16 protein-coding genes are annotated in these 19,877 nt (G+C 35.8%); 5 read left to right on the forward strand and 11 right to left on the reverse strand.

Features of this window, described 5'->3' with window-relative positions:
• Positions 1-4 precede the first annotated feature (4 nt).
• The 3 genes from M0R16_00400 to tgt all read right to left on the reverse strand — a co-directional run bounded on the left by M0R16_00400 (position 5) and on the right by tgt (position 5,640).
• Complete coding sequence (locus M0R16_00400) at positions 5-2,257, reverse strand: YfiR/HmsC family protein (GenBank protein ID MCK9611343.1); 2,253 nt, start codon at positions 2,255-2,257, stop codon at positions 5-7.
• A 4-nt stretch (positions 2,258-2,261) separates the two neighbouring features.
• Positions 2,262-4,226, reverse strand: a complete 1,965-nt coding sequence (locus M0R16_00405) for a TonB-dependent receptor plug domain-containing protein (GenBank protein MCK9611344.1) — start codon at positions 4,224-4,226, stop codon at positions 2,262-2,264.
• A 283-nt stretch (positions 4,227-4,509) separates the two neighbouring features.
• Positions 4,510-5,640: a tRNA guanosine(34) transglycosylase Tgt gene (tgt, locus tag M0R16_00410; protein ID MCK9611345.1), complete on the reverse strand. Its 1,131-nt coding sequence runs from the start codon at positions 5,638-5,640 to the stop codon at positions 4,510-4,512.
• A gap of 132 nt (positions 5,641-5,772) precedes the next feature.
• Between tgt and M0R16_00415 the strand changes: the two genes are divergently transcribed.
• Together M0R16_00415 and M0R16_00420 are read left to right on the forward strand one after the other, a co-directional pair.
• Complete coding sequence (locus tag M0R16_00415; GenBank protein ID MCK9611346.1) at positions 5,773-6,924, forward strand: glycosyltransferase; 1,152 nt, start codon at positions 5,773-5,775, stop codon at positions 6,922-6,924.
• Positions 6,915-7,523 carry a sigma-70 family RNA polymerase sigma factor gene (locus tag M0R16_00420; GenBank protein ID MCK9611347.1) on the forward strand — a complete coding sequence of 203 codons (609 nt, stop codon included), beginning with the start codon at positions 6,915-6,917 and terminating at the stop codon, positions 7,521-7,523. Before M0R16_00415 ends, M0R16_00420 begins: the two co-directional genes overlap by 10 nt.
• Before the next feature lie 38 nt (positions 7,524-7,561).
• Here the strand turns inward: M0R16_00420 and rsmA are convergent, their stop codons facing one another.
• From rsmA to rplU, 6 genes are all read right to left on the reverse strand, one after another.
• Positions 7,562-8,335, reverse strand: coding sequence for a 16S rRNA (adenine(1518)-N(6)/adenine(1519)-N(6))-dimethyltransferase RsmA (gene rsmA / locus M0R16_00425; GenBank protein ID MCK9611348.1), 774 nt, complete (start codon positions 8,333-8,335; stop codon positions 7,562-7,564).
• Between the two features lie 3 nt (positions 8,336-8,338).
• Positions 8,339-10,171 (reverse strand): tetratricopeptide repeat protein, encoded by a 1,833-nt coding sequence (locus M0R16_00430; protein MCK9611349.1) that lies wholly within the window; start codon positions 10,169-10,171, stop codon positions 8,339-8,341.
• Positions 10,172-10,204: 33 nt separating this feature from the next.
• Positions 10,205-10,753 (reverse strand): hypothetical protein, encoded by a 549-nt coding sequence (locus tag M0R16_00435; protein MCK9611350.1) that lies wholly within the window; start codon positions 10,751-10,753, stop codon positions 10,205-10,207.
• Positions 10,754-10,762: 9 nt separating this feature from the next.
• Positions 10,763-12,034, reverse strand: coding sequence for a serine--tRNA ligase (gene serS, locus M0R16_00440; GenBank protein MCK9611351.1), 1,272 nt, complete (start codon positions 12,032-12,034; stop codon positions 10,763-10,765).
• 95 nt (positions 12,035-12,129) lie between these two features.
• Positions 12,130-12,408 (reverse strand): 50S ribosomal protein L27, encoded by a 279-nt coding sequence (rpmA, locus tag M0R16_00445; GenBank protein MCK9611352.1) that lies wholly within the window; start codon positions 12,406-12,408, stop codon positions 12,130-12,132.
• A gap of 2 nt (positions 12,409-12,410) precedes the next feature.
• On the reverse strand, positions 12,411-12,743 hold the full coding sequence (gene rplU / locus M0R16_00450; protein MCK9611353.1) for a 50S ribosomal protein L21: 333 nt from the start codon (positions 12,741-12,743) through the stop codon (positions 12,411-12,413).
• An 835-nt stretch (positions 12,744-13,578) separates the two neighbouring features.
• On the opposite strand from rplU, the gene M0R16_00455 reads away from it, so the two are divergent.
• The 3 genes from M0R16_00455 to M0R16_00465 are packed head-to-tail and all read left to right on the forward strand — an operon-like array spanning position 13,579 to position 17,633.
• Positions 13,579-15,816, forward strand: a complete 2,238-nt coding sequence (locus M0R16_00455) for a DUF3352 domain-containing protein (protein MCK9611354.1) — start codon at positions 13,579-13,581, stop codon at positions 15,814-15,816.
• Positions 15,783-16,397 carry a nicotinate (nicotinamide) nucleotide adenylyltransferase gene (gene nadD / locus M0R16_00460; GenBank protein ID MCK9611355.1) on the forward strand — a complete coding sequence of 205 codons (615 nt, stop codon included), beginning with the start codon at positions 15,783-15,785 and terminating at the stop codon, positions 16,395-16,397. Before M0R16_00455 ends, nadD begins: the two co-directional genes overlap by 34 nt.
• A 24-nt stretch (positions 16,398-16,421) precedes the next feature.
• On the forward strand, positions 16,422-17,633 hold the full coding sequence (locus M0R16_00465; protein ID MCK9611356.1) for an S-adenosylmethionine:tRNA ribosyltransferase-isomerase: 1,212 nt from the start codon (positions 16,422-16,424) through the stop codon (positions 17,631-17,633).
• Positions 17,634-18,055: 422 nt separating this feature from the next.
• On the opposite strand, the gene M0R16_00470 is transcribed toward M0R16_00465, so the two are convergent.
• Complete coding sequence (locus tag M0R16_00470) at positions 18,056-18,508, reverse strand: hypothetical protein (GenBank protein ID MCK9611357.1); 453 nt, start codon at positions 18,506-18,508, stop codon at positions 18,056-18,058.
• Positions 18,509-18,593: 85 nt separating this feature from the next.
• The gene (locus tag M0R16_00475) at positions 18,594-19,865 is read right to left on the reverse strand and encodes a DUF4010 domain-containing protein (protein ID MCK9611358.1); all 1,272 of its coding nucleotides are present in this window, start codon (positions 19,863-19,865) and stop codon (positions 18,594-18,596) included.
• Positions 19,866-19,877: the final 12 nt, after the last annotated feature.

Raw genomic sequence — 19,877 nt, forward strand, 5'->3', positions numbered from 1 at the left:
ATTATTATGGTTTATTAAGTAATGAAAAATAAAATTTTGCTCCTTTATCAATTTCCCCTTCAGCCCATACACGACCACCATGCCTGTGAATAATGCGTTGCACTATTGCCAACCCCACTCCTGTCCCCTGAAATTCATTAATATTGTGCAGGCGCTGAAAGACTCCAAATAAATTATCAACATACTTCATATCAAACCCGGAGCCGTTATCTTTAACAAAGTAAATATTTTCTCCTTGATTTTCAAAACTACCCACCTCAATTTTAATAATATCTTTTTTGGAAGAAAACTTAAATGCATTTGAAATCAGGTTAACCCACACCTGTTTAATAAGGCTGATATCAACATTGGCAGGCAATAATTTTGTAATTTCAATTTCTATCTTATTTTCGCAATATTGACCTTCAACTTCTTCCAAAGCCTGATGCACAATTTTTGTCATGTCTGTCATGACTTTTTGCAAAGAAGTGCGGCTAAGCCTCGAAAATGACAACAAATCATCAATCAATTGCCCCATACGTGAAGCTTCTTTTTGGATAACATCACAGACTCTTTGGCCGTCTGTATCTATTTTGTTTGCATAATCTTCCGTAAGGATTTTCGTAAATCCGCTAATGGCGCGCAGAGGTGCCCTTAAGTCATGAGAAACTGAATAAGCAAAAGCTTCCAGTTCTTTATTAGCATTTTCAAGTTGTTGTGTCCTTAATTCAACACGTTTTTCGAGCTCCTCGTTGAGTTGTTTAATTTTGTTTTCAATTAATTTTCGTTCTGTTATATCCGAAGAAAGCACAAAAATGCCTTCTGACACAGGTTGAATACTCAGTTCAAACCATGCTGATGTCCCGTCAGGATAGATGAACTCATTAATCATGTGCTGGGGAATACGGTCATTCATGCAGCGGCTTAAAACCTGAAATACTTCTGTTTTTTCAAATCCGGAATATACCTCCATCATTTTACACCCCAACATATTTTCTTTTGTTTGGCGGCCATGACTTATTACTGCATCATTCACATAACGATAACGCCATTCATAATCAATTATCTGGCATCCTTCAAGCATATTGTCTAATGTCAACCGGAATCGTTCCTCTGATTTTTTCAAAGCTTCTTCAGCTAATTTTCGTTCGGCAAGTTCTACCTGCAATTGCTGATTAGCGTCATTTAATTCTTGTGTTCGGTCTGAAACTCTCTTTTCAAGGGATTTGTTAAGTTTTTGAATTTTTTTGTATGCAATAAAAACTGTAAGTACCAATATGGCTACCAGTATGGAAATAATAATGAACAACGTGATGAGGTTCCTCTGGCGAACTATCTGGGACCCTTGTTTGTCCAAAGCTTGGGTTTGTAACTGTATTTCAGCTTTTTTACTTTCAATTTCCTTCTTTTGCTTGTTAAGCAATTCAGTTCCTTCGCTCACATTTACGGACAGGTCATAAAGCTCTTTCTTCTGGCGTTCATATAATTTTTGTTGCTCATATATCAGAAGTGTTTTTAACGCCAGTTCCTGTTCCTTTTTTTTAAGAAGTAACGATTGTTCATCAAGAATTTTTTGTTGTTCCTGAATCTTTACAGTCTGTTCGTTAAGATTTTGAATATTTGCCTGTGCTTCTTTGGTTTTCAAGGTAATGGCTTTTTTCAAAAAATTCAAAGTGCTGTCGTGGCTCTGAATCTGTTTCTGGAGGCTGCGAAGGCTTTGTTGCTCCTCATAATACAAAGCGGCAACATCAATCGTGGTGCCTCCCAATAGCACCATATCCGGCATAATATTCAGTCGCTGGTTTATTATGTTAGCTTTGTTGATTTCAAATAAAAGGTTTCCATCTTTAGAATCGTAAAAGTTAATCATAATAATGCGCTTATCATCATAACTATCGCTAATAAGCAGAATGTTTTTCCCTTCAATTTTATCATAAATTTTTAATAGTTTTCCCTCACTTTCTTTGGTGACAAATATTAAATGTATATTGTCAGTATTATCGAGAGAAGTTGAAGATGAAACTTTAATTGGTTTTTTTCGGAGCGTTTTTGTCTTCGACAGAGTCGTTAATTCTTTTATAATGTTTTTATCATCCCCGATGACAAGAAAATGAAATTCCTGAATGCTTTCTTCGTTTTGCCATTGCACATTTTTAGCAAAGTTGTAAATGTATGCACTGATGGCAACATCTCGTTTAATCTGTTGTGCGTTAATTGGAATGAGTGGAGTTATAATGCAAATTAAAAAAATACAGATATTACGGAATAGATGTTTCATCAGATTATCTGTTGAAGGTGTAACCAAGTGAAACCATAAATGTGAATTGCGGCTGCCTATACCTGTCGGGCTCTCTGTTTGAAGTATGATAGTATTTGGTGTTTAAAATGTTTTTTAATAAAACCTGTACAGTAAAACTTTTATAGTTAAGTAATGATAGTGTTCCGTCGAGAAGAAAATAATGCCCAACATAATAACTGTTAGTGCTTGAGATTAGCTGAGGGTTTTTTCTTTTTCCAAAATAGTGCGCTCTTAAGTTTATTTTTATATGCTCATTGAAAGAATATGTAATACTTGCATTAGCGCTGTGCATACTGATTTCAGGCATAAAGAAACCCTCTTCATTTTTACTGTAGTTAAAGGTGTAATTTAAGGAAGATTTTATTTTACCGTAATCCAGCCTGAAATAAAGTTCACATCCGTAAGTATCCACAATTCCATCGTTTACCCAGCGATAAAAACTGCTGCTGTCGTAATTAATAATACCGGTTGTGTCCGGAAATTCTTTTGTAATGACATTCGTGAGATAATTTCTATATCCAACAATATCTAATTTTATTTTGTCAGTTATGGAAAAAGTAAAAGCAGTTTCTAATGATTTCATTTTTTCGGGCAGCAATGACGCATTACCTAATCCATCTGTATAATCCCATGGTTTTGGCGCCCTGAAAGCTTCGGCATAGGAAATACGAACAATATGTTTACGAAAATTGTAACTTATTCCCGCACGCGGAGTAATGACCTGTTGGTAAACATTGCTTTGGTCAAACCGAATACCCCCGGAGATAAATAAGTTTTTAAAAAGACACAATCTTGGCTCTGCAAAAATACTTAAAAGATAGTTATTTAGTATGTTGGGTTTATCTGGGCATGGCGGATTTTTATCGGGAGAGTCACTTTGGGAATATGATGCTTTTTCTGATACTTGCTCAAATTCAAAAATAAAACCACCAGTCATTGAAAAAATTTTCTTTGCCGAATAATTAATGACATTCTCTATTCCGGTTAAATTACCGGGGCGGTAATAACCAATCTGAGCCGTGTCAACAACGTAGTAAACGGAATTGCCAAGTACAGTGGAATTACTGTTATACAAAACACTTGAAAAACTTAGCCGGTCCGAAAATTTCTTATCATATCTCAGGTAATTATTCACGAATTGTATGTTCCACAAAGTTCCATAATCCCTGTAAATAGTCCCGGCAGATTTAATATTGGTGGCAAGGGAGGCTTGCTTAAACATATAATTTGTTCCAAAAGTAAAGTCGTGGAACTGCATTTTAATATCAAAAGAATAATCGTTTTCAAAGTTATCCATGAGATCACTCCAGTTGTTATCTCCGGCTTTACCTTTAAGGTTTGCCTTATCAGATTTTTTTGCCATTCCCGAAATCAATATTCCGAATGTGTTTTTTTTATTTGTTGTACTGTAAGTAAAATCAGTTGATAATGTGTTAAAGTTTCCTATGAGGGCTGTTATTTCGGATTTTTTTGTCATGGCACTTTTAGTAACAATATTAATAATGCCCGATACTGCATTGGTGCCATAAGCAACAGAACCCGGGCCATAGATTACTTCAATTCTTTCAACATTCGACAGGTTGTATTGTCCTCCTCCATAAAAGCCGCCTGAATTTAGTTCATTAACCTGTATTCCGTCAATTAGTATCAGGGTAAGGTTGTTTTGATTGGGAACTCCCCTCTGAAAAATATAACTGTTCATTCCTAAAGTATTCCTGAACTGAAACCCGGGCAAATCGGATAAGGCTTCTTCAAGAGTGAAATATCCTTTTTCTTTTATGTCGGCAGCTGTGATAACATATATTGTTGAAGGGATTTCCCTGATGCTTTGGCTTGCTTTAGAAGCCGAGGTGATTTTAAGTTGGGACAATTGTGTTAATGTCAGGTCATATATGTCAATACTATCTGTTTGGGAGAATACTTCATTTGATATAAGAAACAGAAGCATGCTAATAGATAGATATATTTTAATTTTTAAAAGAAACATGTATTTTTTTATCATGAAAAATTTAAAAAAAACATATAGAAAGCCTTATATTAAAATGCAAGATAATAATAATTCATTAATTTTTGTAATTTATATGTAAAAATTTTTTAAATATCAAAATAACTTTTTTTAAGAAGTTACAAATCATAAGAAGTTACAAATCAATAGTATCAAAAGCCAATACAGTTTTTTCAACTTTGAATTTATTATAACAGCAGCTTTTAACTTATGGTTTAATAATAAATTATAATTTGTTTTCCAGGCGCTTTACCATGTTGTTCTTCCATGATAAAAAACTACCACTAATAATATGTTCTCTGGCTTCTTGAACAAGCTGGCAGTAAAAAGCAAGGTTATGCTGGCTGGCTATCATGGCTGCCAGTATTTCATTGGAAGCAAAAAGATGCCTGAGGTAGGCTTTATTATAATATCTGTCAACATAAGATAATCCATCGTCATCAATGGGGGAGAAATCATTTTTCCATTTCTCATTGCGAATGTTTATACGGCCCTTTCTTGTAAACAACCATCCATTCCGACCGTTGCGTGTTGGCATCACGCAATCGAACATATCTACACCAAGGGCAATGGCTTCAAGAATATTGGCCGGTGTTCCCACACCCATCAGATAGCGGGGCTTGTTTTGTGGCAAAACCGAACACACTTTTGCTGTAATGTCATACATAATATCCGTGGGTTCGCCTACAGAAAGCCCCCCTATAGCTATGCCATCAGGATTATATTCAGAAGCAGTTTCAGCGGAAATTTTACGCAGGTCATCGAAAACACTGCCCTGAACGATAGGGAAAAGAGATTGTTCATATCCATAAAGCGGTTTAGTGTTGTTGAAATGTTTCATGCAACGTTCAAGCCATTTATGAGTCATTTTCATAGACTTTTTTGCATATTCGTAATCACACGGGTAAGGCGCACATTCGTCAAAAGCCATGATGATATCAGCCCCTATTTTTCGCTGAATATCCATAGTATTTTCAGGAGTAAAAATATGCTTTGAGCCATCAATATGCGAATGAAATATAACTCCATCATCTTTTATTTTCCTGATAGTTTTAAGAGAATAAACCTGATAACCTCCGCTATCTGTCAGGATGGGTTTATTCCATCCCATAAACTTATGCAATCCTCCTGCTTCTTCTAATATATCAGTGCCTGGCCTTAAATATAAATGATAGGTGTTCCCAAGAATAATTTGTGCTTTCACATCCTCAGCAAGTTCTTTTTGATGAAGTGCCTTTACGCTTCCCGATGTCCCAACAGGCATAAAGACGGGTGTTTCTATAATTCCGTGGGCCGTTTCCAACATACCGGCACGGGCAGCAGATGCCTTGTCAGTTGCCGTAAGTGTGAATTTCATACAACAAAGATAATTCTTTATTTGAAGCGTAAAAAAGGAAACAAATAATCAACATTTCTCCGTGAATAAGTTTTTTATTAAGGTAATTCAAAAAAGCTTTAAAAATATAATTTTGCAATATATTTAGTTTGCATGTTTTTTGAAAAAATTCTTCACGACCCGCTACAGTTATACTTGTATATAGCTTTTGTTGCTTTTTTTATCGTCCAGATGATTTATTACTGGGGCATTTTTTCATTATTTGCCTTTTTAAAAAATAAAAACGCAAATCAATCTGAAGAAGTATTACCTGTTTCTGTTGTTGTATGTGCCCGGAATGAATTCTACAACCTCGAAAAAAACCTGCCTAAAATTCTGGAACAGGATTATCCTGATTTCGAAGTGGTCGTTGTAAATGACCAGTCGGAGGACGATACGGCGGAGCTACTTATGGATTTATCGAGAAAATACAAAAGATTGAAGATAATCACTGTTCAAAAAAACCTAAATAATTTTAGCGGAAAAAAATTTTCCCTTTCTTTAGGCATAAAATCGGCACAACATGATGTAGTCCTGCTCACCGATGCAGATTGTGAACCTGTATCAAGCTTATGGATAAAAAATATGCAAATGCCATTTTCTAACCCGCGAACAAAAATAGTTTTAGGTTATGGGGCATATGAAAGGCGAAAAGGCTTGCTCAATAGCCTGATTCGTTTTGATACGTTCACAATCGCATTACAATATTTTTCTTTGGCAAGAGCAGGATTGCCTTACATGGGCGTAGGCAGAAATCTGGCATATCGCAGAAGCCTTTTTCTGGAAAATAAAGGTTTCGTATCGCATTATGAGATAAGTTCCGGCGATGATGACTTGTTTGTGAACAGCAATGCTACTCGAAAAAATACATCAATAGTATATACAGGGGAAAGCCATACACTCTCACAACCTAAATTAAAATTCAATGACTGGGTATTTCAGAAAAAAAGACATTTTACAACGGGGAAGTACTATAAATTTGTTCATAAAGTTTTACTCGTCCTCTTGCCATTCAGTACGCTGACATTTTATTTACTAGCAGTTATTTTAACTTTGCTTAACATAAAAACATATACTATTGTGATAGTATCATCGTTTTTTATTGTAAGGGTTACATCTCAGTTAATAATTTTTAAAAAAGCAATGTTAAAACTTAAAGAAAAAAAATTATTTTTACTTTCGCCTTTTTTTGAAGTGATAATGATTTTTTTTAATGTTTTAACAAAGCTTACGAATACGGGGAAAAAAATAAATACATGGAAATAAACCCGAATCTGACTGACAAGGCACACCGCGATTACAGGCTGGTACAACTTGCCCTGCATCAGGGCGATCAGAAAGCTTATGCCGATTTGATGGGGTTTTACAAAGATGCTATTTATTTTCTGTTGCTTAAAATGACAAACAATCCTGATGATGCTGATGACCTGACTATTGAAGCATTTGGTAAAGCATTTAAAAAACTGGACCAATATACTCCGGATTATGCATTCAGCACTTGGCTGTTCAAAATTGCTTCCAACAATTGCATTGACCATATCCGCCGTAAAAAAGTCGAGATTCTTTCAATTAATAAGACCATTGATGAGGAAGAGGGGCTGGATATGTCTCAAACCCTACCTTCCTCAACGCCCGATCCCGAAGAGAAAATGATAGAAAGGCAAAAAATAAAAATGATGCGGGAAGTGGTCGAAAAGCTTAAACCTAATTACCGCCGGCTGGTTCAATTAAGATATTTTGATGAATATTCCTATGAAGAAATTGCACAGGAAATGGATATCCCGATAGGAACCGTGAAAGCCCAGTTATTTCGTGCCAGAGAGTTTTTATACAACATCATGAAAAACGCGGAAGGAAGCATTTGACAGTTAGCAGTGAACAGTTAGCAGTTATCAGTAAACGGTTAGCAGTAAACAGTTTTTGTGATTTCAATGAATTCTTCAACAGATAACTGCTCCGGCCTTTGATTAAATACTGACATAGAAAGCAGATCCGGATTTGTAACCAACGCTTTCAACGAATTTCTAAGTGTCTTACGCCGCTGGTTGAATGCCTTTTTAACTACTTCAGTAAATTTATTTGCATCACATGGTAGCTGTAACCTGGCATTTCTTTTAAGCCTTATCACTGCTGATTGTACTTTTGGTGGAGGGTAAAAAACATTAGGGCTTACCGTAAATAAATATTCTATTTCATAAAACGCCTGAAGCAAAACGCTTAATATCCCGTATTTTTTACTTCCGGGTTTAGAGGCAATGCGCTCCGCCACTTCTTTTTGAAACATCCCCACAAGCTCCGGCACCATATCACGGTTTTCAAAGACTTTAAAAAGTATCTGGCTAGAAATATTATATGGGAAATTTCCAATAACGGCAAAAGGTTGTTTAAAATATTTTTTAATATCAAACTTTAAAAAATCGCCCAAAATAATTTTTTCTCTGATGGATGGGTACTGTTCACATAGATATGTATATGCTTCGGCGTCAATTTCAATATGCAATGTATTATATGGGTTATTTTGTAACAGGTATTTTGTTAAAACACCTGTCCCCGGGCCTATTTCGAGTACATCCTTGTAATTACCATGCCCGCTTAAGCACATGCTGATTTTTTCAGCAATATTTTTATCATGCAGAAAATGTTGCCCTAAAAATTTTTTTGGTCTGACAACAGTCATGTATCAATTAATTTTGTCGCCTCTCAATGCACGATATCTTTTGCGGGCATCAACCACATAGATACTTCCCTGGTAGTCAGTAAAAATTCTTTCGTAATTCTCCATAGCCTTTTCTGTATTTTTGAATTGCCGCTCGTTTAGCTGGCCAAGAAGAAAAAGGGCATCGTCAGCAAGAATATCGGCCGAATAAAAATCAACCAGCTTGTTCAGGAGGCTGTCGGCTTCGGAATATTGTTTCTGTTTAATTTTTATTTGGGCTTTTTTATAAAGCACTTCATCGAAAAGAGGATGGTAAAGCCCGAGTGTATTTATGGAATCCAGAGTTGTCAGTGCTTGTTCATATTTATTTTGAAAAAGAAGCAGGTCTGCTCTGGAGTATAACTGAAGCCCAACAGTCGAACTGTCTTCATCATAATTTTCCCCAATCAGCAAAGAGAGCTCCATAGCATCATTTGAAATAAGCTTGGCTGTGGCAGCTTTCAATATATCAAGTTGTGCCTTGGCAAATTCAAATTCTCCTATGTAAAAATATAATTTAGCATTGCGATACTTAGCTTCAAAGCCAATCACATCATTTTTGAATGCTTTTTCCACTTGAGAATAAAGAAGGCTGGCCTCCCAAACTTCTCCGGTAAGCAAAAGAATATCTGCAAGTTCCACTTTGCATTGTGCCAGCAAATCGGCCGTTACCCCTTTGTATTGAATAGCATCCTGCAGCAATTGAGTGGCTTCAGGGGTTTTATCCATATAAAATGCCTGCAGATGAGCAAGGTTTTTTATCAGTTGAAGTGAATAATTGGTTTGGCCGGTTTTTTGAATCAGGTCAAGGTATTCATTTTCGAGCTGAAGAGTTTCGTCTTTGTTAATAATAATGTTTTCTGTTACTTTCTGGTACCTGGTGTTAAGTTTTTCGACCAGTGCTGCCTGATAGTATGGCGAATACATATTTTTTTGTGAAAGTATATAATCATAACAGCTTATTGCTTCATCATAAAAAGTATTTGCAGCGGCAATACGAGCTAATTCAATAACCCGTTCACCATCTTCGTTAAACCTTTTGTCAATAGCTTTTGCCTGTATAAAAGCGGCTCCAAATTCCTTTTGCTGAATAAAAAACCATAACAAAAGTATAGGATAGGATTTAATATCAGGTTCTTTTTTTATTCGTTGCAACAGGGAGGATTTAAAAGTTTCTTTCCGGCTGTCGTCAGGGTAGGTGAGAAGCAAATCCTGCATTTTCCCCTGTACCATATCGGTCTCGTCAGGATAACTGCTCACATAATCAAGGTATTGATTTAATGCAGAAGAAAAATTGTTTTTTTTAAGATAAGCATCAGCCAGTTCCAGATTGAAATTATAGAAGTTTTTCAGTGTTTTCTGGCCTTGTTCGTATGTTTTTATGGCATAATCGCTAAGGTCGCGGACAAGAAAGGCATTGGCAAGGCCTATGAATTGATCTTTGTACGAATAAACAGATTTAATGGTGTTTTCGAATTGTTTTTTTGCTTTTTCATAATCTCCTTCCAGCTGATATATATATCCCAAATCAACGGCATAGCTGAAAATATCAGGATTTTTTTTGTTTAATCGGGAAATAAATTTTTCGGCTTTGCGGTAATCTTTCAGCTCCAGAAGGCAATTAACGTAATAATTGTAAATAAAAGGCGTAGGTGTTCTTTCGTAAATATCCTCAAACAAAATAACGGCTTTGTCATATTCTTTATTCTGAAAGTATTGGATGGCGAGCTGCTCGTTATTGTCTGGTTGAGAAAATGAAGGAAAATACATACTGATTGAAGCAATAAAGACAAGAAAAATTTTCAGTTTATGGTACATTGCAACATTTTTCTAAGGTAGTTTTTGCTGTATTTATTTTTCTTTTCCTGAATTATATGATTCAATCAGTCGAAGCATGTATGGATGAATGGTGTCGAAATTTTTAAGCTGATGCTGAACGCTTTCGATGTTTTTCTTAATCTTAAATGTTAAAGCGTTTATGGATTGCGATTCTATGGCAAAGCAACCATCAAACTCATTTTCTTTTAAGAGGTTTTTCTTAATGTCATGTTTTAGATTTTCGAGTTGTTTTTTTGACGAATCAACCTCCGCCTGATATTTGATGTAATTTTTAACAAGAGTTTTAAATGGTTTGCGAACATTCTGATAACTACAAACATAAGCCCAGTTCTCTTCGTTCCGATACTCCTGATAATGCTCGGAAACTTTTTTGTTGACATCATAATACGTTTGCAGCCGTTGGTTGACAGTGTCCATGTTTACACGGCTTAAAAGCATTGATGCAGAGTCAAGAAGGGCATACAGGCTGTCAACTTTTGACAGTTGATTTTTTTTTACAGGGTTGCTGCAAGAAGCTATCAGAAACCCGAGTGTTATTCCTAAAATCAGATGTTTTTTCATATTAGTGATTTAGTTTATTATTTCAAAAGTGGTATATTTATGTAAAATTTCCGGTATTAAAACCCCTCGCTTTTCCTGGTTGTTTTCGAGCAGAGATGCTACAATTCTAGGTAACGCCAAAGCACTCCCGTTTAGTGTATGTGCCAGAGAAATTTTCCCATCGGCATTGCGGAAACGCAGTTTCATTCGGTTAGACTGAAAGCTCTCAAAATTTGATACCGAACTAACCTCAAGCCATCTTTTTTGTGCTGCGGAATAAACCTCAAAGTCATAGGTCATGGCTGAAGCAAAACTGAGGTCGCCTCCACAGAGTTTAACAATTCTGTATGGCAAGTTAAGTTTATTGAGCAAAGAGGAAACATATTTGCACATGGCTTCCAGAGTTTCGTAGGATTTATCCGGGTGTTGTATCTGAACTATTTCCACTTTGTCAAATTCATGAAGCCTGTTTAGGCCGCGTACATCTTTTCCGTAGGAGCCGGCTTCACGCCTGAAGCATGCCGAATAGGCAACATTTTTTATGGGAAAGTCGCTTTCCTTTAAGATATTGTCCCTGTATAAATTTGTTATTGGCACTTCTGCTGTCGGTATCAGAAAAAGATTGTCAAGAGGAACATGATACATTTGCCCTTCTTTATCGGGGAGTTGCCCGGTGCCATAAGCAGAGGCTTCGTTTACCATCAGGGGAGGTTGTATCTCGGTGTATCCCTCATCAATGGCCGAGTCAAGGAAAAACTGAATTAAAGCCCTTTGCAGCTTGGCTCCTTTCCCAATATAAACAGGGAACCCCGCTCCGGTGATTTTGTTACCAAGTTCAAAGTCAATCAGCCCGTATTTTGCAGCCAAATCCCAATGTGGCAGGGCATCTTCGGGCAATACAGGGATATTCCCTTCGTTGAAAATTATTTCATTTTCTTCCGATGATTTCCCGGGTTTAACGGTATTGTGGGGGATATTGGGTAACAACAGAAGTTTGTTGTTTTGTTCTGATTCAGCCGCCCTGAGCATTTCTTCCAGCTCTTTTATTTTATTTTTTAGTTCTGCGGATTTTTCCTTCAGTTTATTTGCTTCTTCAGCTTTGCCTGTTTTGAATAATTCGCCGGTTTCTTTTGACATTTTATTGCTTTCGGCAAGCAAATCGTCCATATTTTTCTGAGTACTCCGCCTGGTTTCGTCAAGGGTAAGTATTTCTTTTATGATACCCGATGCGTCAAAATTTTTAACGGCAAGTGCCCGGATGATATTTTCAGGCTCGGAACGTAAGCGGCTAATTTGTAACATATTTCAGTTTTTTGGCAAAGTTATTATTCTGTTATAAGAAAAAAAAATCTCCGATTACCTTGGCAACCGGAGACGCAATCTTTTGTGAAATAAATTTAGTTTTTTTCGGGTTCGTTGCTTTCAGGCGGCATAACCGATACATACGAACGGTTGTTTTTCTTCTTTTTGAAAACCACCATGCCGTCCGTGAGGGCGAAAAGCGTATGGTCGTTACCAATGCCCACATTTAATCCGGGGTGGTGAACGGTACCTCTCTGGCGAACGATAATGTTTCCTGACTGGGCAAATTGTCCGCCGAAAATTTTTATTCCCAAACGTTTGCTGTGCGATTCGCGGCCGTTAGTCGAGCTGCCAGCACCTTTCTTATGTGCCATAATTATTTGGTTTTAGTAGAACTTTTTAAATTTATTTCTTCAATTTGTATTTTGGAAAGATATTGTCTGTGCCCGTTAGCTTTCTGATACCCCTTCCTTCTCCTCTTTTTGAAAACGATAACTTTGTCGCCTTTCATATGTGAAAGGATTTTGGCGGTAATATTGGCGCCTTCTACTTTGGGGTTGCCAACGAGCACCTTACCTTCTTTGTCCACCAGTAATACATTGTCGAAGGTAACCGAAGCGCCTTCTTCTCCTTCAAGGCGGTGAACAAAAATTTCCTGTTCTTTTTCCACTTTGAACTGTTGTCCTGCTATATCAACTATTGCGTACATTGTAAAAATATTTTACGTTTTTAAAAATGGACTGCAAAGATAGTAATCTTTTTTATTATAAAACACTATAGCTGGATTTTTTAGTAATTTTTCTCAAAATCAGGGGGTTATATAGGAATTTTTTATCCTATCCCCACCCCTTCCCCTACGAGTAGGGGAAGGGCGTTGGCCTAGTGCGTTGGCGAAGGGGTCTGAAAAGAAAATTTAAAATTATATTTGTATCCATGAACTATTATGAAATAAAAAAGATTGCAACACGGCTTAGGAATTACCCCACACCATCAAAGAAAATTCTTTGGGAAGAGTTACGGTGAAGAAATCTTAAATACAAATTTCTACGGCAACACCCCATTATTTATGAGTCAATAAAAAATGAACATTTCTTTTATATTCCTGATTTTTTTTGTACAAAAAAGAAACTGGTTATCTAACTTGATGGAAAAATACATGAATTTCAAAAAGAGTATGATGAAGACAGGACAGCAGTTTTAAAAGGAAAAGGGCTTCATGTATTGCGTTTTAAAAATGAAGAGCTGTCTGAAATATCAAAAGTGATTGAAAAAATTAAGGGAGTGTTAGAGAGTTTGCCCTGACCCCATCCCCGACCCTTCCCCTACTCGTAGGGGAAGGGCGCTGGCCTTGTGCGCAGCAAAGGGGTCAGAAAAAGAAAACGATAATTTTCCTTTTACAAAATAAGAACTTACTGGAAATAAAGGCACAGCGACCGCCGAACCCCGTTAAAATTATGTTGCAATTAATTGCTTGTTGATATAAATAATTTTTAAATTAAATGATTTTTATGTAAGTTTGTTTGTTAAACCCAAAAGTTCATTTTATGAGTACAGGCCGTAAAGTTCTAAAAGCATTTATTTGGATAATAGTGGTTATACTTTTGATTGTCGGTGGCATCGCCGCATATTTTTATTTTGGCAATTCAGGGAACCGCAATGCGCTTTCGGTCATCCCCAAAGATGCCGTTTATATTATCGAAACATCAAACCTTACAAAAGGCTGGGCTACCCTCAGTGAAAGCAAAATGTGGCAACATCTTATGAGCAGCCCGAAATTTGAAGAAATCAATGCCAGCGCCATGCAGCTTGATTCTCTTATCAAGGGAAACAAAACGCTGGATATGCTTTTTACCAACAGGCAGCTGGTGATTTCTGCACACATGACTTCACTCAGCGATTACGACTTTATTTTTGCAGTGGATCTTAAAAAAGCCTCAAAAATTTCTTTTTTGAAAAATTATATAAAAAGCATTGTAGGGTATTATGATTTTACATTTGGAAAACGAACTTATGAAGGCATTGATATTATTGAACTTACAGATATAACCTCAAAAGATATTCTTTCTCTTTGTTTTATCGAAAATGTACTTGTTTGCAGTTACTCTCCGGTTTTGATTGAAAAATCTATAAATGATAAAGACACAGAATTCTGGACAAAAAACTCCAATGTCCGTTTTGTTTCCACTGAAATAAAAGGCAATAAACTTATCAATTTTTATATTAACTATAGTGAATTGGATAGATTTTTAAAATGTTATATGTCGGAATCTTCTTCCATGGTGAAATCTCTGAGCAACAGTCTTTTCTTTTCGGCTTTCAATGTCAGTTTTAATGACGAAATGTTGCAATGGGAAGGATATACCAGCTTTAACGACAGCCTGCCTTCTTATTTCAAAGCATTGGCAGGCATTACTCCCGGCAAATGGCATGCTTACGAAATAATTTCTGATAAGGCCGCCATTTATGCCTCTATGAGTTTTAAAAATTCTGGTGATTTTATTAATAAATTAAAAGAAGTTTTCAGTGCAGAAGACACCGTTGCCGCGGCTGATTATGAAAAAATCATTAAAAAAGTTGAAAAAATCATTAAAGTTGACCTTGAAAAAGACTTTTTTAGCTGGATAGGAAGCGAATTGGCTTTTGTAAAACTGCAGCCGTCGTCAAATGCCCGGGAAGAAGATGCCATTGCCCTTATACATACTTCAGATGTTGAACAGGCTGTCGCAGGAATGGAAAAAATTACAAAAAATGTTCGTAAACGTACTTTTGGTTTGTTGAAATTCAATGATACGGAATATAAAAATTTCACAATTAAATATCTTGAATACGGATGGTTCCTGAAATTATTATTTGGCAACTTTTTCAGCAAATTTGATAAACCATATTATATTTTTATGGAAGATTTTATTGTCTTCAGCAATAGCCCTTCCTGCCTCATGGATATGATTGACGATTACACCATCGGGAAAACTCTGGCGCATAATTCCGATTTTCTCGATTTTATCGGCCATTTTGAATCAAAATCCAACATTTCTGTTTTTGTTCAGATGCCAAAGGTTTACTCTCACCTATACTATTACAGCAAAGTGGATAAAAAAGAAGGGGTTAAAAACAATAAAGAATTAATATTGGCATTTACCCGTGTCGGCTTTCAGATGACTTCCGAAGATGGTATGTTCAAAACAAAGCTCTATGCTGATTTTGATGAGGAAGCCGCTTTTGACAGCGAACTTGAAAATATTGAATCTGCAGCCGAAGATTTGTATTTTTTTGAAATAGATTCCGGAGGTTTTAGAGTGGAACTGGGTAATGAATTTATAACCAAAACCGGAGGTGTGAAGATTTATTTTAAAGACAGCCTTACCATCAAAGCTGAAGGACGTGTTACAGACGGAAAACAGGATGGGCTCTGGCGTACTTATTTTGAAGACGGGCAAATAAAAAGTACGGTGTCTTATAAAGATGGAATGGCCAACGGCATAGCATTTTTCTATTTTGATGATGACAAGCAAACCACCCGGGTTGAAGCCACTTTTGTGGATGATGAAATAACGGGTAAATACCGCGAATTTTATGAAAATGGGAATAGAAAAGCCCTACTGAATTTTGAAAAAGGAATACCTGAAGGCGATGCTGAATTTTATTACGACAGCGGTGTGATAAAAATTGAAGGACAATATAAAAATGGTGTGAAAGAAGGGAAATGGAAACATTATAACGAAACAGGCGAGTTGATAACCAAAGAAAAATGGAAAAAAGGCGACCAAAAAATAAAGAAATAATTTCTGCGAAAAACATCGGCCTGTATTTTGGCTCTTTCAACCCGATACATACCGGGCATCTTGCCATCGCAAAATACTTGCTGAAAAACTCAGGCCTTGACGAAATATGGTTTGTGGTTTCTCCTCAGAGCCCCTTCAAGAAAGAATCATCTTTACTGGATGACGATTTCCGTTTCAATATGGTACAATTGGCAATAAAGAATTTTAAACGCATGCGTGCATGTAATATAGAATTTACCTTGCCCAAACCTTCTTATACCATTGATACGCTGAGTGCCCTTCAGGAAAGATTTCTAAAAAACATATTTTCTTTAATAATTGGCTCTGATAATCTGGAACTTTTTCATAAGTGGAAAGACTATAATAAAATAATTGATAATTACAAAATTTTTGTTTACCCCCGCCGCGGATTTGATGGCGGAAAACTAAAAACGCATAGTTCGGTTTGTATGATAAATGCCCCTTTGTATGATATTTCTTCCACATGGATACGGGAAATAATAAAAAGCGGTAAAGATGTTAAGGGTTATATGCCGGAAAGAGTTTTATCCTATATAGAAAAAATGGGGTTTTATAAATAATATTTCATTTTTAGTTTGTTACCTATGTTTAAAATCCCATCAATAAATATTTCTGATTTTGCTTACACCCTGCCCGAAGAAAAAATTGCCAAATATCCTTTGCAGAAAAGAGATAGGGCAAAATTGCTGGTATGTAAAAATGATAGCATTTATGACAAATATTTTTATAATCTGCCCGAACTTATCAAACCGGGGACGTTACTGGTTATAAATAACACAAAAGTGATACATGCCCGCATGAATTTTTATAAAAAAACCGGTGCCAAGATTGAAATTTTCTGCCTGGAACCTATGCCTGACCGCAATTTTGAACTGGCTATGAAACAAACAGGGCATTGCACATGGAAATGCCTGGTGGGGAATGCAAAAAAATGGAAAGACGAAAAACTGGAATTAAAAATAAATTCAAACGCTATTGAGTATCTGCTCAAAGCAGAAAAAATGGAAAGTTTAAATGGATGTTTTCTGATTAGATTTGCCTGGATTCCCGAATATTTATGTTTTTCCTCAATTATTGAATCAGCCGGCATGGTGCCTTTACCTCCTTACATTCATCGTCCGGCCGAAAATAGCGACAACCTGACTTATCAGACGGTTTATGCCGAGAATAATGGTTCGGTGGCAGCTCCTACAGCGGGATTACATTTCACTCCCGAATTGCTGTTGGAACTCTCGAAAAATAATATTCAGAAAACACACATTACTTTACATGTAGGAGCCGGCACTTTCAAACCTGTATCTTCTGAAAGCATTGAACAGCACATTATGCATTCAGAGCAGGTTGTTATAAAAAAGCAATTGCTTAACGATATGTTGAACGCTACCGGGGAAATTATTGCCGTAGGAACTACCTCAGTCCGTTCATTGGAAAGTCTCTATTATTTGGCGGCAAAAATACATGAAACAGGAGAGATGCCCGTTGAAATAAACCAATGGGACCCGTACAATGAAACCCTAAATGCTTTAGATAGAAAGAAAACTCTGATGGTGATAAAGGATTATATGGATAAAATGCAACTGCAGCAGATTTCCTTTATTACTAACATAATTATAATTCCCGGGTATCGGTTTAAAATGACAGATGGTATGGTTACAAATTTTCACCAGCCCCGAAGTACATTACTGTTGCTTATCGCAGCTTATCTGGGCGATAGCTGGAAAGAAATATATAAGCATGCTTTAGGCAGTAATTATCGTTTTTTAAGTTACGGGGACGCCTGTTTGTTTCTGAAATAATAGGATATTATTTCATTCTGGGTAAGAATATGCTGAAGAGTAATATAAAAAATACTGCAAAAACCAACGACAATATAAATTTCATTATTAGATAGTCATAACTCAGACTTGGTAAAAAAATAAAGGGTAAAATTAGAATACAAGCCTGACTGATAATAAACAAAAAGTACCCTTTGCGCAGCATTTTCGTGATAAGAAAAACAGAAAAAATGGCAAAGGAGCAAAAAATTATCTTAAGGATGTAAAAAAATGTTCCTCCATGCAAGCTCTCAATAATAATATTATCTATAACAGGTATGGTTTGAATGAAATCAATAGCTTTACCCCCAATGATTAATAATACATTTATTATAAAGGATACAGCAAAATAAATAATACAAATAATAGATAATATAAACAGACTTGTTGGGGCTTTCTTACTTTTATTTTCCTCTGATTCTTTCATAATAGTTTTTTATATGTTTATACTGAACAGAATAAAGGACTATAAATAGAATAGTACCCGCTATAAATAGAATATTAAATACATTCATTACGATAAAAACTGATAATACAAGAATAACCAGATTGGTGACGAGATACAACCAATATCCTGAACGTTTCATATGAAACATAAGTAAAGCTCCCGTCAAAGAGCATCCGAACAAGATAAACATTATAGAAAAAAACATGGCAAAAACGCTCGACCCTATATTGTAAACACTACCCACATAGGAGCTTACAAAGTTTGCCAGCCAGCCCGAAAAAAACAACCCTCCGAAAGAAAACAGAGTCATGCTGCCACTAAAGAAAAAGGTAAACAAGCATAAGCGGGTCAGAGTTTCCGGCCTTTTAATAAGTGACGATGTTTTAACATAGCTTTCTTCAAATTCCATATAACAAACCTACAAAAAAAAACAGACTTTCGTATATATTTATCTCAAAATTTTTGTGAAAACTTGTATAAATTTGTTGAAATTTTTACATGAAAAATAACAGGAAGATATTGGCAGTTATCACTACAAGAAAAGATATCAGCACAGGCAAACGGATGTGTTTTCCGGCAAAAACAAGGGAGTAACATAATTTCAGGACATTATTGCTTATGATAGCCTGGAAAGTAATGCTTGTAAGTAAATCAACATTCATATTTAATTTCCCCTGAAAAACTGAAATCAAAAATGGGTCAATATCGGTAATACCAACAATTATTGAAAGGTAATGCAATCCATCATTGCCAAAAAACTCAACAGCATAATAGGTTATAAAAGAAAAAGCTACAAAAAGGGCCATAAATAATAAAGCCACTTTAAATTCAAGAGGGTTTTTATCTTTAATAGATGTAATGGCTGACATTTCCTCTTTTTTATGTTTATAATAATAAACAACTATCCCAACAAGTGATGTTAAAACAAACATTATTAAAAAATAAACAATGCTGTGTTTAAATAATTCCATGTTAAAAATCAGCATCAATATTCCGATTCTGAGATACATCATTGCAGTAGCCAGTATTATTGCTGCCGCATAATTATTTTTCATCATTTCGCCTTCTCTGCTTTTCCTGGCAAGTATCAAAGTTATCGCAGTACTGCTGTAAAAGCCGCCTAAAATACCCGATATTAGTATTCCCGACTTTTTAAAAACATATTTTTTTAACAGGTAGCTGAAATAAGAAATACTTGAAATAACCACAACGGCAAACCAGATTTTATAAGGAGTGATGCTTAGAAACGGGACAATAGGTTTGTTGGGAAAAATTGGAAGCACAATGCCGGCAATAATCAGAAACTTAGCCAGAGTAATAAATTCATCTTTTTCGATTTTCTCTGAAAAACTAGTGAAGGTTTCTTTGAGTTCGGTAAAAATCAAAACAGTAACAACTACAAGAATAAAAAGCCAGGCAGGCTGAGTGATAACGAGAGGAGCAATGCAATAAGTTATAAACGCAATTACTATAGTCGTTAAACCAAAGTCTTTATAAGTTAGAATTTTAAAATAATAATTAATACCAAGGAAAGTTATTATTGCAAATCCGCCACCCATATATAAATACAAATATTCAGGGTCAATAATATACAGTATATATCCTAAGATTCCAATAAATGTAAAAGTTCTGTCAGTTCCGAAAAGCCTCGAATCTTCCCCTGCCGGGTGAAGTTTGCGCTGTGATAATCCAATCAAAAGCGAAAAAACCGTGACAAGCAAGAAATCAATAAGTTGTTTAGGTACTATGTTAAGTATATTTTCCACCTTGAATTTTAA

The sequence above is a fragment of the Bacteroidales bacterium genome (assembly GCA_023228145.1).
GTDB lineage: Bacteria > Bacteroidota > Bacteroidia > Bacteroidales > CAIWKO01 > CAIWKO01.

Bases quoted from the DNA above. Each gene is read 5' to 3' on its own strand.
- M0R16_00415 (MCK9611346.1), top strand. From the start codon at position 5,773: ATGTTTTTTGAAAAAATTCTTCACGACCCGCTACAGTTATACTTGTAT.
- serS (MCK9611351.1), bottom strand. From the start codon at position 12,034: ATGTTACAAATTAGCCGCTTACGTTCCGAGCCTGAAAATATCATCCGG.
- M0R16_00435 (MCK9611350.1), bottom strand. From the start codon at position 10,753: ATGAAAAAACATCTGATTTTAGGAATAACACTCGGGTTTCTGATAGCT.
- M0R16_00420 (MCK9611347.1), top strand. From the start codon at position 6,915: ATGGAAATAAACCCGAATCTGACTGACAAGGCACACCGCGATTACAGG.
- M0R16_00400 (MCK9611343.1), bottom strand. From the start codon at position 2,257: ATGAAACATCTATTCCGTAATATCTGTATTTTTTTAATTTGCATTATA.
- tgt (MCK9611345.1), bottom strand. From the start codon at position 5,640: ATGAAATTCACACTTACGGCAACTGACAAGGCATCTGCTGCCCGTGCC.
- M0R16_00465 (MCK9611356.1), top strand. From the start codon at position 16,422: ATGTTTAAAATCCCATCAATAAATATTTCTGATTTTGCTTACACCCTG.
- M0R16_00405 (MCK9611344.1), bottom strand. From the start codon at position 4,226: ATGCTTCTGTTTCTTATATCAAATGAAGTATTCTCCCAAACAGATAGT.
- rplU (MCK9611353.1), bottom strand. From the start codon at position 12,743: ATGTACGCAATAGTTGATATAGCAGGACAACAGTTCAAAGTGGAAAAA.
- nadD (MCK9611355.1), top strand. From the start codon at position 15,783: ATGGAAAAAAGGCGACCAAAAAATAAAGAAATAATTTCTGCGAAAAAC.
- M0R16_00430 (MCK9611349.1), bottom strand. From the start codon at position 10,171: ATGTACCATAAACTGAAAATTTTTCTTGTCTTTATTGCTTCAATCAGT.
- M0R16_00455 (MCK9611354.1), top strand. From the start codon at position 13,579: ATGAGTACAGGCCGTAAAGTTCTAAAAGCATTTATTTGGATAATAGTG.
- rsmA (MCK9611348.1), bottom strand. From the start codon at position 8,335: ATGACTGTTGTCAGACCAAAAAAATTTTTAGGGCAACATTTTCTGCAT.
- rpmA (MCK9611352.1), bottom strand. From the start codon at position 12,408: ATGGCACATAAGAAAGGTGCTGGCAGCTCGACTAACGGCCGCGAATCG.
- M0R16_00470 (MCK9611357.1), bottom strand. From the start codon at position 18,508: ATGGAATTTGAAGAAAGCTATGTTAAAACATCGTCACTTATTAAAAGG.